Source organism: Streptomyces sp. NPDC002130 (assembly GCF_040296465.1).
Lineage (GTDB): Bacteria > Actinomycetota > Actinomycetes > Streptomycetales > Streptomycetaceae > Streptomyces.
In genome coordinates this window covers 1-1,007 of the sequence record NZ_JBEOXI010001322.1, presented here as the reverse complement: position 1 = coordinate 1,007, position 1,007 = coordinate 1, and the positions used below count along the sequence as shown (strand labels likewise).

The following is a 1,007-nucleotide window of genomic DNA, read 5'->3' as shown; positions in this document are numbered from 1 at the left end:
GCCCTTGGGGGAGAGGTTGACCGTGCCGTCGGCGGCCAGGGGCGCGGTGGCGGAGACGGGCGTGCGTTGCACTCGACTGGCGCGGGTTGATGAGGTGCGCGAATTCGCTTCGCTTGGTGGCGAGTTCGAGTACGGCGTCGCGGGTGGTTCGGTAGCCGTGACTGCCGGGCGACATGATGAGCGTCGATTTGCCTGCGTTGTCGACGTTCTGCTGCCACGCGCTGCGACGTTCCTTCGAATACGCGTCGAGGATGGCGGTATCGGCAGCTCCGTTGATGACGGCGGCCAGTTGCCACACCAAGGTCTCGGCGTCTTCCATACCCGAGTTGAGGCCGCGAACACCGAAGATCGGAACAAGATGCGCGGCGTCGCCGGCAAAGAGCACACGGCCGTGAGTGAAATCTTCCAGGGCGAGTGCATGGGCGCGGTAGAAACCGAACCATTCCAGGGTCCAGGGGATATCGCTCTGCAGCCATTCGAGGTGGCGGGTGATGCGGTCGCGGATGCGATCTTCTTGCGTCTCCGCTTCCGGATCGTCCGAGGCGTCGAGCTGGTAGTCGATGCGCCAGATGTCCCGTGGTTGGCGATGCATGATGATCGTGGACCCCGGGTTGCTGGGCGCGTCGAACCACACCAGACGCTCGGCCGGTAGTTCCGATTCCCAATGAATGTCCGCGATGACGTAGTTGCCCTCGTAGCTGTTGCCCTGCAAGCGGATTCCGCTGAGTTCGCGCATCTTGCTACGGCCACCGTCGGCGGCAACGACCCAGGCCGCACGCAGTTCGCGAGTTCCGAACGCGGTGTCGACGGTCAGCGTCACCTCGTCATCGCCGGCCACGATGCCCGCGATCGACGACGACCAGTGGAAGTTCACCAGAGGGTGAGCGAGCAACTTGTCCGTCATGATCTGCTCGAACTCGGACTGCGACACGTTGACCATCGGACCGCGTGCGTCGTGATCGGCGGACGCCATGCGGAAGTGCAGCACTTCCTGATCACGGTAGTAG

Annotated in this window: 1 protein-coding gene; it reads right to left on the bottom strand. The window is 63.7% G+C overall.

Translation table 11 applies throughout. The features are described 5' to 3' along the window. A partial coding sequence (locus ABT116_RS50655; protein WP_351648701.1) for an FAD-dependent monooxygenase occupies nt 1-1,007 on the bottom strand: 1,007 nt, incomplete at both ends.